Source organism: Thermodesulfomicrobium thermophilum DSM 16697 (assembly GCF_059568695.1).
In genome coordinates, this window is sequence record NZ_JCANTW010000001.1 from 37532 (window position 1) to 50416 (window position 12885).

Consider the following 12885-nt stretch of genomic DNA (forward strand, 5'->3'; position numbering starts at 1 on the left):
CGGGGAGCGTGTATGTTTGGCATCGGTTCCACAGAGATTCTGGTCATTCTGTTGGTGGCGCTCATTGTCCTTGGGCCGTCCAAACTGCCGGATGTGGCCAAGTCCATCGGGAAGGCCTTGGGTGAGTTTCGGCGGGTGACCACCGACGTCAAGCGCACCATCGAGATGGAGGCCGAGGCCGCAGAGCAAAAGGCCAAGGCCGAGGCCGCCCGCAAAGAGCTTTTCGGGGATGGCAAGGCGCCGCAGCAAGGGGCCCCGGAGGCAGAGGCTTCAGCCCCTGTCGCGACCGCAGCCCCTGCGACACCCGAAGCAGCGGCGCCCGCCACAGCGGCGTCAATCACGGAGGAGAAAACGGCATGAGCGAGGTCCACCGCTCTGCAGAGGACCGCGAACCGGCCTTGCCCCAAGAGGAGCTCCAGCCGTCTCCCAGTCTCCAAGAAGAGCGTTCCGCGGGGGAGGACGGCGCGGACGGTGCCTCCGCTGGGTATGCGGAGATGACCTTCACCCAGCATTTGGAGGAGTTGCGCGACCGGCTCGTGCGGAGCTTCATTGCCATCGGTATTGGATTTCTTGGCTGCTACGCCTTTGCCGAAGATCTCTTTCATCTCCTCATGCGGCCGCTTTTGGACGTTCTTTTGCCTACTGGTGGGACTCTCATCTATACCGCCCTTCCAGAGGCCTTTTTTACCTACGTCAAAACCGCGGCATTAGCGGGATTTTTCGTGGCGAGCCCGTACGTGTTTTATCAGATGTGGCTCTTTGTTGCGCCAGGACTCTATGAATCAGAGCGCAAGTATTTGATCCCCATTGCCTTGTTGTCCGCCATATTCTTTGTTGTGGGGGCGTGTTTTGGGTATTTCGTAGTCTTTCCCTATGGGTTTCAGTTTTTTGTGGGCTACGCCACGGATATCGTCAAGCCCATGCCTTCCCTCAGTGAGTATTTCAGCTTTGCGGTGCAGATGCTCATTGCCTTTGGGGTGATCTTTGAACTGCCTCTCGTGATCTTTTTCCTGGCCCGCCTTGGCATCGTGACGGGCAAATGGCTGCGTAAAAAACAAAAGTATGCGATGTTGATCACATTTATTGTGGCCGCCATCCTCACTCCGCCCGATGTGGTCTCGCAGCTCCTGATGGCTGCTCCTTTGATGCTGCTCTATGAGATCGGCATTTGGGTAGCGTATCTCTTTAGCACGAAGAAACCGATCCCTGAGGAGGAGGCCGCATGACCCGTCATGCCAATATCCGCCGTCGCACCACGGAAACCGCTATCGAGGTGGAACTTCGCCTCGATGGTCAGGGCCAAGCGACGGTTGCCACTGGTTATGCTTTTGCCGACCATATGCTCACCTTGTGGGCCCATTGGGCGGGGTTTGATCTCTCGGTGCGTGCCGAGGGCGATCTCGTCATCGATGCCCACCATACGGTGGAAGACCTGGGGCTCTGCCTGGGGGACGCCATGCGTGAGGCCTTGGGGGATCGGGTCGGCATTGCCCGGGTAGGGGCGGCCCTGGTGCCCATGGACGAGGCTCTAGCGCGGGTGGTGGTGGATTTTTCCGGCCGGCCGTATCTGGTGGCGCGGGGAATGGAACTTCTCCCGCCCATGGTCGCGGGCGAAGAGGCCGACTTGTGGCGGGAGTTTTGGAAGAGCCTCGCCTTTCGGGCGGGCTGCAATTTGCATGTGGAGCTTTGTTACGGGGCCAATGCCCATCATCTGCTGGAAGCCGCGTTCAAGGCCATGGGTCTTGCCATGCGTCAGGCCGTGCGGCGGGAGCGCTCCGGTGTGCTCAGCACCAAGGGAGGATTGGACGTATGAAAAAGATCATGGCGCTGTTGGGCGTTGTCCTTCTTGCCGCTTGCGCGCCCCGAGTCACCATGCCGCCCATGCCGGAAAACGCCCGTATGGCGGTGGCTGCTCCGGTGCTGCCCCAGGCGGATTGGGAGCTCTTGGCCGGGGTATTGCCTGAGGAAAAAGTGGTCATGCGCCCTGAGGACCGGGCCGCGCTGACCCGGATCCTGCTGGAAGAGGCGGCCAAACGTCCTCGCCCGGTGGTTACGCCGCAGGCGGTGGCGGGGTGTGGCGAGCGCGTCCTGGCCCAGAGCACGGACGGGCGGCACGTCAGCGCCGTGCGTTACTGGCAGGAGGTGGGGCGCTGCGCCGAGGCGGATTTCGTACTCGTCCCTTTCGTGCTCTTGTGGGAAGATCGCATCGGTGGAGAGTGGGGGGTGGACCGGCCTGCGCACGTGATTCTGGATCTCTACGTGGTGGAGACTGCCTCGGGCGCAGTGCGGCGCTTTCATTATGAGGAAGAGCAGCGCGGGCTTGTGGAAAATCTTTTCTTGGCGGGGAGGTTTGCCCGCCGCCAGGGCCGGTGGCTCTCTGCCGTGGAGTTGGCGCGGGAGGCCGTGGCACAAGGATTTCGGGAATTGGGGCTGTAAGAGGTTGGCATGATTGTTTTTCCTGCGGTGGATATCAAGGACGGCCGCTGCGTGCGTCTGCGCCAGGGAGAGGCCCATCAGGTGACGGTGTTTGGCGAAGATCCGGTGGCCATGGCGCTCCATTGGCAAGACCAGGGGGCGCGTTGGCTCCATGTGGTGGATTTGGACGGGGCGTTCAGCGGCGAACCCCGGAATCGGGACCTCATCGCCCGGTTGTGTGCGGCGGTATCCATCCCTGTGCAACTCGGCGGCGGCATCCGCAGCCGGGAAGTGGCCCAGGCCTATTTCGATGCCGGGGTCACGCGGCTCATCATCGGTACCATCGCCCTGGAGGACCCGGAGCTTTTCGCCGCGCTTTGCGCGGCATTTCCCGGCCGTATCGGGGTCTCCTTGGACGCCCGCGACGGTCGGCTCAAGACCAAGGGCTGGGTGGCGGACGCCGGGCTCACGGTGGAGGATGTGCTCCCCCGCCTCGAGGCGGCGGGGGCGGCCTTCGTGGTGTACACCGATATCAGTCGCGACGGCACGGGAAGCGGTGTGGATCCGTCGTGCTATGCGCGGCTGCTTTCCCTGACGCATCTGCCGGTCATCGCTGCCGGCGGGGTGACGACATTGGTTGATATCCAGCGGTTGTATCCCTTGTGCGCCCAGGGGCTTCAGGGCGCGGTCACCGGCAAGGCCATCTATACGGGCACTCTTGACCTCGCGGAAGCCATGGCCTGGATTGCCGCCCAGGAAAGCGCTGGCGCATCTTCGCCGCAGTAGGGGGCTGATGCCCGAAATGCGTGCGGCGCCACCTCGCTGCCCTGGCCGATCCCAGACGTCGAGGCAGTAGGCGGCTGATGGCGCCTTAGATGCTAGATGCGTGCGACTGCCAGGAACACGGCGTGCAGGCTCGCCGCCAGGCAGGTGAAGGCCAGGCGAGCTGTCTTGGGGGCGAGACCAAGATAGGCGTATTCCATGGCCCCGTGAGGGCAGGCGCGCACGCAGTCGCCGCACAGGCTGCACGTGAGTGCGGGTCGGCCTTTTTTGAGGTCCTGAATGCTCAGCGCGCTGTAGCGGCAGGTGGGAAGGCAGCGGCCGCAACGGGTGCAGGCGGCGGTGATGCGCAGGCGCCAGGGAAGGAGGCGTCCCATCAGATTGGCTACCAGTCCCATGGGGCACCAGAGGGTGCAATGCACCATGGTGCCGAGACGCCGGGAGGCCAGCACCATGACCGCTACGCCGCCGACGCCGAAGAGACCTGCCCCAAGAAGCGCGGTGCCCGTGGAGGCGCCGCTGGCGCGCAGCACTGCCGGGACGAGTATCGTGAGCGCCAAGATTCCCGTCCGCACTTTGGACGCCCAGGCCGGAAGTTTGCGTGGCCGTTGGGGCCCCAGGCGCGCCATGGTGTGGTCCCAGGCGCCGATGTAGCAGAGATGGCTGCACCAGGCCGGCCCCACGAGCAGGAGGCTTGCGCCAAAAAGAAGCAGCATGAAAATCCCGTGGCCCCGATAGAGCGGGCCGGCGAGGATGAGCGCAGGGATGGGCAGGTGCAAATTGCCGGTCATGAGGAAGATGCCCCATCCCGCAAGTCCCAAGAAGAGTTGTCCAAAGAACACCAGGCTGAAAAGGGCCCAAATGCGGGCACGAAGCGTGGACCCTCGTGGTCCGAGCAGGCCGCCGGTGACCCAAGCTGCGTAGAGGCCGAAGGCGATCTCCCACCAGGGGGCGGACCCTGGCAGGAATCGCTCTCCCAGAAGGAGCGGCATGGGGGCCTTGGCCTGTGCGACGCGAAGGGTTCCCCACACCAGGACAAAGGCGAGGGTTTTCGCCCATGCCGGGCCGTCCAGGGGGCCGAAGATATCGCCGGCGCGGGTGCGGGCAGTGGTGACCGCCGCCGCAGTAAAGGCAAGGCCCACGCCGCCCATGATGAGGATAAGCCGCAGCCACGGGAGATGTTGGGCAGCGCGCATGAAGGCGAGCTCCATGCCCAAGTGGGCCCAGAAGATGCCTCCCGCGGCAAAAAGCAGGAGCGCCAAGGGGCGCGGCAGCAGGCGCGGCGCGAGGGCCGCGGCAAGGCCCAGGGTGGCGCATGCCGCTGCCTGCCCGGGGGCGTTCCAGCGCAGGAAATGGGCGGCGGCCAGGAGGGCGAGCACAAGACTCAGGGCGCGCAGCCCCATGGAGGAGAGAGACGATGCGTTGGCCTGCATGGGGGGATGATGCGTGCTTCTACGTATTTTGCCTTTGACGCAGGTCAAAAACGGTGGAGTTTCGTCCCCGGCTGCGTCGCCGGGGGAGCAGGGTCGTGCGCCAAAAGGCGGGGCGCAGCAGGGTGTGCGGATCGCGGCGGACGCTGTCCGGGATGAGGTGGTAGGCCCGGTATCCGTGGGCGCGCAGCATGGCCCAGGCTGCCTCCAGGTGTCCGGTTTTTCTTGCTGCGAGCAGGGCCGCGTCGCGTTGGCAGCGGGAACCCAGCATGGGGGTGAAGATGCGGGGGTGAAAGCCGTAGCGTTCCAGCATCCGGCGCAGGCGCAGATATTCGTGGTAGCGGCACAGGGCGTCGGCCTGGCACAGGAGCACCACCCACCCTGCTGCGGCCGCGAGCAGGGGGCGCAGCAGGGCGCTGGCTTCACTGAGCCAAACATCGATCCCCAGACCCAGGGCCACGGTCTTGAGGGCCGTGAGATGTGGCAGGGGCGCTGCGCGCAGATAGTCCATAAATGGCATGAAGGACGTTTGCGGGGGGATCGCCGCTTCTGTCAAGAACAGTGCTTTTTGGGTGTTGCCGGATAATGATTTGTCACCGTTGGATGGGACGATGGAAATGCCTCCCATGAAGACATGGAAGAGGTATTCATGAAGACGAAGAGGAAGGAGGCGCGGCGGCTTTTGGAGATTGTGCGGGCGCTTGCCGGAGCGATCCCGGTATGGGAGGCGGCGAATATCTGGGGTTGCGCTATGGGCAGGTGACTTGCCAGAACAATCTGGGCTGCAAGGAGGGGCGAGGGCGTAGAAATGTGCGGGGCAGCGTGTGTTGGAGCGGGAGATGAAGGTCCGCCAAAGACAAAGTCCCGGAGGGAGTTCCGGGACTTTGTGGGGAGGAGGGAAGGAAGAAGGTTTAGTTGGTGGGGACGTCGTCCTTGTCCATCATCATGCCGCCGCCCATCATGCCGCCGCCCATCATGCCATGCAGCAGGGTGATGCCAAGTTCGCTTTTGACCTTGGCGCGAAAGGCCTCTTGCTTGCTACGCATCTGGGCCCGCAGATTGGTGAGTTCCTTGATCAGGGACTGGATGGTTTCAGGCTTGGTGTTGGGGTTGGCGGCCAAAGCACGCAGCTCGGTGTGTTTGGCCCACATGGCGTCCTGCAAAGGGGTCATTTCCGCTTGGTGGGCTTCCAGCAGGGCGTTAAAAGCCTCCTGCTTTTCCGGCGGGATCTGTGTTTGTCCCATCATGCCCATCATGCCACCGCGTCCCATGCGTTGGCCCATATTGGCGTTATCGTGCCCTGGACCTTGTCCGGGGGCTGCCTGGTTGGCAGCCAATACCGGAGTTGCGAAGAGGGCTCACAGGGCGATCGTTGCGATAGTCTTGTTTGTCCGTTTCATGTTGTAATCTCCTTGAGTTGAATGGTTGAGAGGAAGAGGATACTTTGCTTATATCCAAGGAACGTGCCAACACGTATGCGGCGTGGAATGCGGGTTTGCGCGGTAGTATTGGCCACAGCGGAAAAAAATTTCTCAGAAGCTCCGGTCAGTATGGTTGAAAAATATCCATCTCAGGATGCCATGAGTTTGGGATTGGAGCGGTGGTGATCTGCTTGCGGGTATTTTTTTTGAGGTTGCGGATAAGAGCGCTTTCTAGGCCCGCTCCAGCCGGGTTGGCCAGGCACAGGAACACGGAAGAGTACGTCGGTGGCCAAGATCGTTCTGAACGCCAAAGAGATGGTTCGCTTTGGGTGATCAATGTGCATCCTTGGGTGCCCTCTTCTTTTCCCCACAACATACTACACGTTTTTTTCTCTAGCTCTAGTTTATTTAGGATATGGTCGCGGTGGGATACTTTGTTAAGGAGAAATGGCTGAACAGCGCTGCTTGGGGGCCTGGATGGGCACAAGGGGGCGGCAGCTTGGCATTGCTTTTATTGTCCCAATTGGCGTATGCCGTTCAAGACGCCCTCGCTGCGGAAAGGCACACGGCGTCCAGAGGAGAAGTTTTTTTCAGATTCCTGCAGCAGAGGAGGAGCGGCATGGCACGAAGACATGGCGACGGAGGGTGGAGTCCGTATCTGGCCGGGGCATTGGTAGGTGTTTTGGCCATCATTTCCGCGTACGCGACCACGGCGTGGATGGAGAAAACCCACTATCTCGGGGCGTCCACCACGTTTGTTCGTGCCGCGGGCATTCTGGAAAAGCAGATCGACGAAACCCACGTGGAGCAGAACGCCTACTTTGCCAAGACCAAGGTGCGCGTGGACTGGCAGTTCATGATGGTGGTCGGGATCTTTTTCGGCGCGCTCGTGGCCTCTCGTTTGGACGGGAGTTTTCGTCACGAATGGGTGCCGCCCATCTGGAGAGACCGCTTTGGTCCGTCCGCGGCCAAGCGTGCCGTGGGAGCCTTCGTAGGGGGCGTGGTGGCCATGTTCGGGGCGCGCATGGCCAGCGGGTGCCCCAGTGGCCATGGATTGAGCGGCATGATGCAGCTCTCGATGAGCGCCTTTGTGGCCTTGGCCATGTTTTTTGGCGTGGGTGTGGTTGTGGCGTCGCTGATCTACCGGAGGAAGTAGCATGAACATCGATCAGATATTGGGCCTGGGTACTGGTTTCGTCTTTGGATTTTTGCTGCAGAAAGGCCGGGTGCTGCGCTTTGAGAAGCAGGTGAGTGCCATGCTGCTTCAAGACATGACGATCCTCAAGTTCATGCTCTCCGCCATTGCCGTGGGGATGGTGGGGATCGCGGCTCTGTCATCTGCCGGGCTCATTACTTTGAGCCACAAGGCCATGAACGTAGGGGGCGTGGTGGTGGGTGGCGCGCTCTTTGGCGTGGGCTGGGCTGTGATGGGCTATTGCCCAGGCACGGCGGTGGGCGCGCTGGGGGAAGGGCGCTGGCACGCGCTTTTCGCCATCGCCGGCATGCTGACGGGCGCTGCTCTCTATGCGGAGTTGTACCCGTTGCTGAAGGACTCGGTGCTCTCCTGGGCGGATTATGGAAAGATCGGCCTGCCAGGGACGCTGGGCGCCTCGTCGTGGGTGGTGATCGGCGTTTTTCTCGTGGCGGTTGCGTTTCTCTTTCGATGGTTTGAAAAAAAAGGACTCTAGGGCTGCTCTGCTTCTTTGGGTGGGAGAGAGTTTGTGGAACATCTGCGCTTCCTTTCTCATGAAGCGGGGCTTTTCGGCCTTGCATGCGGCTTTTTGCTGGTGGGGCACCGGCTGCGGGTGCCTCCCGTGGTGGCTATGCTTGCGGCCGGGATGCTGGCGGGCCCCCATGGTCTAGGCTGGATCGCGGACACCCACGAGGTGGAGCTGTTTGCGGAACTCGGCATTATCCTTCTTCTTTTTGTCATTGGGTTGGAGCTCTCCCTGGATGAGGTACGCCGTTTTGCCCGCCTGATTTTCGTGGGGGGGACGGTATATGTGCTTTTGTGCGTGCTGGGGGTGTTCACGCCCCTTTGGGGGGCTTCGGTGCCGTGGAATACGGCCTTGCTGGCGGGCTTTCTGGTGGCGCTTTCCAGTACGGCCATCGTCCTCAAGGGATTGGGGGATTGCGCCCAGATGAGCGCCCCCCACGGCCGCATCGTGGTGGGGATTTTGCTTTTTCAAGATATCGCTGTGGCCCCGATGATGATTGCCATCCCTATCCTCGCCGGTATTGTCGGCGATCCGGGACAGGCCTTGCTGGGCGTGGGCGTCAAGACGCTTGCGGTGGGGGGCTTGGTCCTGGTGGGTGGCCGTTTTGTGGTGCGTTGGCTCTTGGTGCGGGTGGCGGCGGCGCGCAGTCGTGAGCTTTTGCTCTTGAGTGTGCTTGCCCTGTGCTTGGGCATTGCCTGGGCCACGGGGTATTTGGGGCTCTCGCTTTCCCTAGGAGCGTTTTTGGCAGGTTTGGTGGTGAGCGACTCCGAGGTGAGCCACTCGGTGGTGGATGCCATCGTGCCCTTCCGGGACGTCTTTACCAGCGTCTTTTTCATGTCCGTGGGCATGCTTTTCGACACTCGGGTGTTTGTCTCCTCGTGGGCGTTGATCTTGGGACTTTTGGGGGCGTTGCTTGTCCTCAAGGTGGCGGCGGGGTGTGTGGCGGGCCTTTGTTTGCGCTATCCGCTACGGACCGCCCTGCTGGCAGGCCTCGCCCTTTTTCAAATCGGGGAGTTTTCCTTCGTGCTCGCGGGCGTCGGCATGCAGCACGGGCTTTTGGGGGTCACTGAATTTCAAATCTTTCTTTCTGTGGCCATCTTATCCATGGCCATCACCCCCACGCTTATTGCCTGGCTTCCCCGCTTGGGGGCGCGTTTGACGGACAGTTCCGGAGCGGCCTCCAGTTCTTCGGGGCCCAAATCCAAGCTCCGCGACCACCTCGTCATCGCGGGATACGGCATCGGCGGTCGGTATGTGGCCCAGGTGGCCCAAGAATCCGGCATCCCCTACGTGGTCTTGGAGATGAACCCCGAGACCGTGCGCCGGGAGCGCGCCAAGGGAGTGCCCATCGCCTTTGGGGATATCACGCAGCCGGCGGTGCTTTCCCATTGGAACATCGAAGAGGCGCGAGCCATGGCCATCCTCGTGTCCGATCCGGCGGCAGTACAGCGGGCCGTGATGGTGGCCCGACAGCTCCACCCTGGGATTCATCTGGTGGTGCGTACGCGCTACGTGGCGGAGATCGAGCCGCTCTTGGCGGCAGGGGCCCAGGATGTTGTGGTGGAGGAATACGAGTCGGCCATCGAGGTCCTGGTGCGGGTGCTCGCCGCCTATATGGTGCCTCTCGACGACATCGCCCGATTGGAGCGCCGATTTCGGGCCCAGGGCTACGCCGATTTGCGCGCCCCGCAGCGTGTTGCCACCTCATGTCCTGCGGGGGGCGCGTGTTCCACCCTGGACGTCACGGCCGTGCGCGTGGAGCCTGGATCGTTTGTGGAGGGGAGCACCCTGGCGGAGAGTGCCTTGCGGCAGCGCCACGGCGTGACCGTGGCGGCGGTGCGTCGGGGGCAGGAGGACATTCTGGCGCCTGGGGCGGATTGGCGGTTTGCCGTCGGGGATGTGGTGTATTTGGTGGGGAGTCTTGATGCCGTGAGCGAAGCGCTGCCGCTTTTCCGCTCCCCAGGAGGAGACGATGCTTCTCATTGAGATGCTGCGCCGGCTTTTTCTCAAAAAGGGGACCAGCTGTCCTGCCTGTGACGCCCTGCTGCCGCGTGAGGCCCAACGATGTCCTCGCTGTGGCAGGCAGGTTGCTGCGCCGAGGGCGCGTCCACAATCGTCCGTCAGTGGGGGGCGCGGGGATGTGGGCCCCTCCTAAGCCCATCCGGGATCAGCCACGCATGGTTCTGGGGATTCCATGCATTGAGCAGGCAGTGTCGGCAAGGCAGACGCGTTTGCCCTGCGCTTCCAAGGCAACGTGGCCAAAAGAGGGGGAAAGGAGCGCTAGAGACTCCGCGCCCAGGTGAGGGCCGAGACGGGCAGGGCGAAGTTGAGGTCCAGCTGGAGGAGCTCGGTGGGCGTGCGCACAAAGGGCAGGTATTCCACGGCGTAGGCGACCGGCTGGATACGGCCGCCGCGGATATGCTCGAAGAGGCGTTTGCGGGCGGGAGATAAGGCCACCAGGGCCACGGCCAGGATGCGCGCCGCTTCCTGCGGCGCGAGAGTGACTGGAAAGAGGGGCTCGGGAGGGAGTTTTTCTGGTGGCTCTGCCGCAAGAGGGCTGAGGCTCGTCTGTTGGGTAAGCTGGACGAAAAGCTCCGGACGGATTTTGAAGGCCGGGATACGGAACTGGAAGGCGCGGGAGCGCATCCACGGCTGCACCACCCGGGGAAGGCCGGCAAGCTCCACCAGATCGGCCCAGGTTTGGAGCGAGAACCCCGTGGTGCGCACCTCCATGGACCAGAAGGGGAGCCAGACATCCACGGCGTCTTCGGCGCGGGGGGCGAAACGTGCGGTGCATGGGGCAATACCCTGGGGCGTCACTTCCCATACTGTTTGGCAATGGTGGCAGAGCTGCACGCGGCTTGCGGCGTCTCCAGCCAGCTCAAAGGCGCATTGGGGGCAGAGGGCGGCTTGGAAGGAGAGGGTTGGGGTGTAGCTTTGCTCGGGAGATGCAAGAACTTCGGGGGCAGGCCCCAGGTCGTCGCCGGAGATTCCGTCCACCAGCCGGCCGCTTTGGGCGGTGACCGGTAAGAACACCAGCGAGGTGGATTCCGCCAGGCAGGCGCTGATGCGCCCCTCCCCTGCGGTCTGGGCGCGGCGCAGGGCCGAGGCGCTGGCCGTGGGGGCCAGGAAGACTCCTGGGGTGTGGGGCTCCACGAAACGCAGCGTCATGGCCTGGGGCCGCAGTCCCAACGTGGCGGGGGCATTGGGAATTTGATGCGCGGCCAAGGATGCGTCGAAGAGGCGGCCGCGCACCCCGGGGATGTCCGCGGAGAGTACGATGCCGCGCAGCCGCCAGTAAGGGAGGTAGACTGCGGTCTCGGCCTCTGTGTGTGCAGGAAGATACAGCGCAGGGGCGCCGCCATGGACGATGGCGAGCCGCGCCCGGCAAAACGGGCAGTCGAAGAGGGCAGCGGTGTCCGCAAGCTCCACGGGCGCCCCGCATTGGGGGCAGGCATGCTCCAGTGCCCCTGGATTCATGAGACGGCATCCACGCGCAAAAGGGCGAGGCCGGTGGCGGGGTCGAGCTCACGCCGGGCAGGGGTCCCCACGATTTCCAGAAGAATGGCCTCCAGCACCACGAACGTGGCCGAGTCCTTGCGCAGGCAGCCCACGGTGACGGTGTCTTTTTTGCCCAATGCCATGTGGAGATGCACCTTGGGCTCGCCATTATCCCAGAATATGGTGCCCGTGCCCACGCATTCGTGGCTTTCGGTCACCTGCCGCCAGATGGGTTCCGGTGGCATCTGGGCGTCGTCTTGAGGCCCCACCACAACACCTCCTTGGCGCACGCCGCCCACCAGATGGATCACTGCGGCGCGGATGTTTTCCCGCCGGGCGATGTCCGTGAGGCCGGCGAGGATGTCGTCGTGGTCTTCGAATCGGGCCACCAGCACGCGGCCCACGTGTCCAACGGCGTATTGCATTGGATCCTCCCATCAAGGCTGCAGGCGTTCGCCGCAATGGTTGCAGAAACGGGCATCCGGCAGGTTCTCGCCGCCACAATGGCCGCAGTGGCGGCTTTGTGGGACCTGGGCTTCCACCTTTTCCCCGCAGCGCGGGCAGAACCGGGCCCCCGGGGTGAGGTTTTTGCCGCAGTGGGCGCATTGGGTAAACACCACCAATTGGTGTCCGCAGGCCGGGCAGAAGCGGTCTTCCGGGCGGATGGGGGCGTGGCAGTCGGGGCAGCTGAGGCCCGGGGTGTTTGGGGAGGCTTGCGGGGCGCCTTGGGGCTGCTGCATGGCTGCGCCCATGAACTGGGCCATGAGAGACGGCATCATGAAGCCTACGCCCATACCCATGGATTCGCCCGCACTGCCTTGGTTTTGCGCTGCTTTTTCCAGGGCGGCTGCGGCCTTGAGCTGCATGTAGCGGTTCATGTCGCCGAACATGCCGAGCTTGGTGCGGTCGTCCATGGCCTTTTGTACTTCGGGCGGCGGAGTGACGGCATTGATGTAGAGCTGATCGAGGGCCAGGCCGAAGCGGGCGAAGTCTTGGCGCAGGCGCTGGGTGAGCCCTTCGGACCACTCGTCGTAGCGGCCGGGGAGTTCCAGAATGGTCTTGAGCTCCTCACCCATGAAGTCGTTGAAACGGGAGACGATGACCCGCCCGAGATAGTCGGCCACGTCGGTGACGCCGAAAGAAGGCATGGTGCCTACCAGAGAGTTGATGAAGAGCAGCGGCTGCACCACCTGGATGTTGAATACCCCGTAGGCGCGCAGGCGGATGAGGCCGAATTCGGTGTCCTTGAAGGCCACGGGCTCGCGGGTGCCCCAGCGCAGGTTGGGAAAGATGCGGGTGGAGACGATGTAGGCCTCGGCGCGTAAGGGGCTCGTCAGACCCCAGGGGATGCCCATGATCTTGTTGAGGATGGGGATGTTGGCGGTCTTCAGGGTATGGCGGCCGGGATCGAAGACGTGCACCGCCTTGCCGTTGTAGAAAAAGACGCCGCGTTGGGATTCGCGCACGATGAGCTGAGCGCCGAACTTGATCTCCCCCGAGCCTTCCTGGGGAAAGCGACGAGCGATGTCCTGGCCCGTGTCGTCCATCCATTCGATGAGTTCCAGAAACACCACATTGTTGGTTCCCATGGCATCCTCCGTGGCATTTGCCTCTTGTCAG

General features: G+C 62.9%; 14 protein-coding genes. 8 read left to right on the plus strand and 6 right to left on the minus strand.

Translation table 11 applies throughout. The features are described from left to right. The first annotated feature begins 12 nt into the window (after nucleotides 1-12). The 5 genes from tatB (at nucleotide 13) to hisA (ending at nucleotide 3201) form a co-directional block, all read left to right on the plus strand. A complete protein-coding gene (tatB, locus tag BR00_RS00205) occupies nucleotides 13-360 on the plus strand; it encodes a Sec-independent protein translocase protein TatB (RefSeq protein ID WP_496475614.1) in 348 nt (115 codons plus the stop codon). Between the two features lie 134 nt (nucleotides 361-494). Next, on the plus strand, nucleotides 495-1226 hold the full coding sequence (gene tatC / locus BR00_RS00210; RefSeq protein WP_496475656.1) for a twin-arginine translocase subunit TatC: 732 nt from the start codon (nucleotides 495-497) through the stop codon (nucleotides 1224-1226). Further along, on the plus strand, nucleotides 1223-1813 hold the full coding sequence (gene hisB / locus BR00_RS00215; protein WP_496475615.1) for an imidazoleglycerol-phosphate dehydratase HisB: 591 nt from the start codon (nucleotides 1223-1225) through the stop codon (nucleotides 1811-1813). Before tatC ends, hisB begins: the two co-directional genes overlap by 4 nt. Next, the gene (locus BR00_RS00220) at nucleotides 1810-2436 is read left to right on the plus strand and encodes a hypothetical protein (RefSeq protein WP_496475616.1); all 627 of its coding nucleotides are present in this window, start codon (nucleotides 1810-1812) and stop codon (nucleotides 2434-2436) included. Before hisB ends, BR00_RS00220 begins: the two co-directional genes overlap by 4 nt. 9 nt (nucleotides 2437-2445) lie before the next feature. Continuing rightward, entirely contained in the window at nucleotides 2446-3201 is a 756-nt protein-coding gene (gene hisA, locus BR00_RS00225) for a 1-(5-phosphoribosyl)-5-[(5-phosphoribosylamino)methylideneamino]imidazole-4-carboxamide isomerase (protein WP_496475617.1), read from the plus strand. A 92-nt stretch (nucleotides 3202-3293) separates the two neighbouring features. Here the strand turns inward: hisA and BR00_RS00230 are convergent, their stop codons facing one another. From BR00_RS00230 to BR00_RS00240, 3 genes are all read right to left on the minus strand, one after another. Beyond that, nucleotides 3294-4628, minus strand: a complete 1335-nt coding sequence (locus BR00_RS00230; protein ID WP_496475618.1) for a 4Fe-4S binding protein — start codon at nucleotides 4626-4628, stop codon at nucleotides 3294-3296. Nucleotides 4629-4647: 19 nt separating this feature from the next. After that, a complete protein-coding gene (locus tag BR00_RS00235) occupies nucleotides 4648-5145 on the minus strand; it encodes a hypothetical protein (protein WP_496475619.1) in 498 nt (165 codons plus the stop codon). Nucleotides 5146-5536: 391 nt separating this feature from the next. Beyond that, entirely contained in the window at nucleotides 5537-5962 is a 426-nt protein-coding gene (locus BR00_RS00240) for a periplasmic heavy metal sensor (protein ID WP_496475620.1), read from the minus strand. 499 nt (nucleotides 5963-6461) lie between these two features. On the opposite strand from BR00_RS00240, the gene BR00_RS00245 reads away from it, so the two are divergent. Genes BR00_RS00245 through BR00_RS00255 form a run of 3 tightly spaced genes read left to right on the plus strand, consistent with a single transcriptional unit; the run spans nucleotide 6462 to nucleotide 9750 of the window. After that, nucleotides 6462-7202 (plus strand): YeeE/YedE thiosulfate transporter family protein, encoded by a 741-nt coding sequence (locus BR00_RS00245; protein WP_496475621.1) that lies wholly within the window; start codon nucleotides 6462-6464, stop codon nucleotides 7200-7202. A 1-nt stretch (nucleotide 7203) separates the two neighbouring features. Further along, nucleotides 7204-7734 (plus strand): DUF6691 family protein, encoded by a 531-nt coding sequence (locus BR00_RS00250; RefSeq protein ID WP_496475622.1) that lies wholly within the window; start codon nucleotides 7204-7206, stop codon nucleotides 7732-7734. A 33-nt stretch (nucleotides 7735-7767) separates the two neighbouring features. Next, the gene (locus BR00_RS00255; RefSeq protein WP_496475623.1) at nucleotides 7768-9750 is read left to right on the plus strand and encodes a monovalent cation:proton antiporter family protein; all 1983 of its coding nucleotides are present in this window, start codon (nucleotides 7768-7770) and stop codon (nucleotides 9748-9750) included. Nucleotides 9751-10044: 294 nt separating this feature from the next. Here the strand turns inward: BR00_RS00255 and BR00_RS00260 are convergent, their stop codons facing one another. Genes BR00_RS00260 through BR00_RS00270 form a run of 3 tightly spaced genes read right to left on the minus strand, consistent with a single transcriptional unit; the run spans nucleotide 10045 to nucleotide 12854 of the window. Then, on the minus strand, nucleotides 10045-11244 hold the full coding sequence (locus BR00_RS00260) for a hypothetical protein (RefSeq protein WP_496475624.1): 1200 nt from the start codon (nucleotides 11242-11244) through the stop codon (nucleotides 10045-10047). Beyond that, nucleotides 11241-11690 (minus strand): PPC domain-containing DNA-binding protein, encoded by a 450-nt coding sequence (locus BR00_RS00265; RefSeq protein ID WP_496475625.1) that lies wholly within the window; start codon nucleotides 11688-11690, stop codon nucleotides 11241-11243. The genes BR00_RS00260 and BR00_RS00265 overlap by 4 nt, the downstream gene beginning before the upstream one ends. A 12-nt stretch (nucleotides 11691-11702) precedes the next feature. Continuing rightward, complete coding sequence (locus tag BR00_RS00270; protein ID WP_496475626.1) at nucleotides 11703-12854, minus strand: SPFH domain-containing protein; 1152 nt, start codon at nucleotides 12852-12854, stop codon at nucleotides 11703-11705. Nucleotides 12855-12885: the final 31 nt, after the last annotated feature.